The organism is Pauljensenia sp. UMB3104 (genome assembly GCF_030217285.1).
GTDB lineage: Bacteria > Actinomycetota > Actinomycetes > Actinomycetales > Actinomycetaceae > Pauljensenia.
Genome location: NZ_JASONN010000365.1, coordinates 1 through 262, shown reverse-complemented (window position 1 = coordinate 262; position 262 = coordinate 1). Strand labels below are relative to the sequence as shown.

The window sequence follows — 262 nt, the reverse complement described above, 5'->3', positions numbered from 1 at the left end:
GGAGGCACTGCGCGCAAGCATCGTTTCCGGTGCGCTGCCGCTGGTCCAGGCGGATTCGAGGGCGTCTCGCAGCGGGTGCACCCATGCCGGGGTCTCCTCCCAGGCCTCGCCCCACATAGACCCAAGCCGCAATGCGCAGGCCGTCCAGGAGAGAGACTCGCATGAGCTAGCCGATGCGAGCGCATCGAGGACGCGCGGGATCGCCGCACCGCATGCAAGCCCGGCGGAGGCGAGGTCGCAGGTCAGAGCAGCATCGGTATCC

At 69.1% G+C, this 262-nt stretch carries 1 pseudogene; it reads right to left on the bottom strand.

From position 1 onward, the window contains the following. Positions 1 to 262, bottom strand: a pseudogene (locus tag QP415_RS12040) (type II secretion system F family protein); the annotation flags it as partial.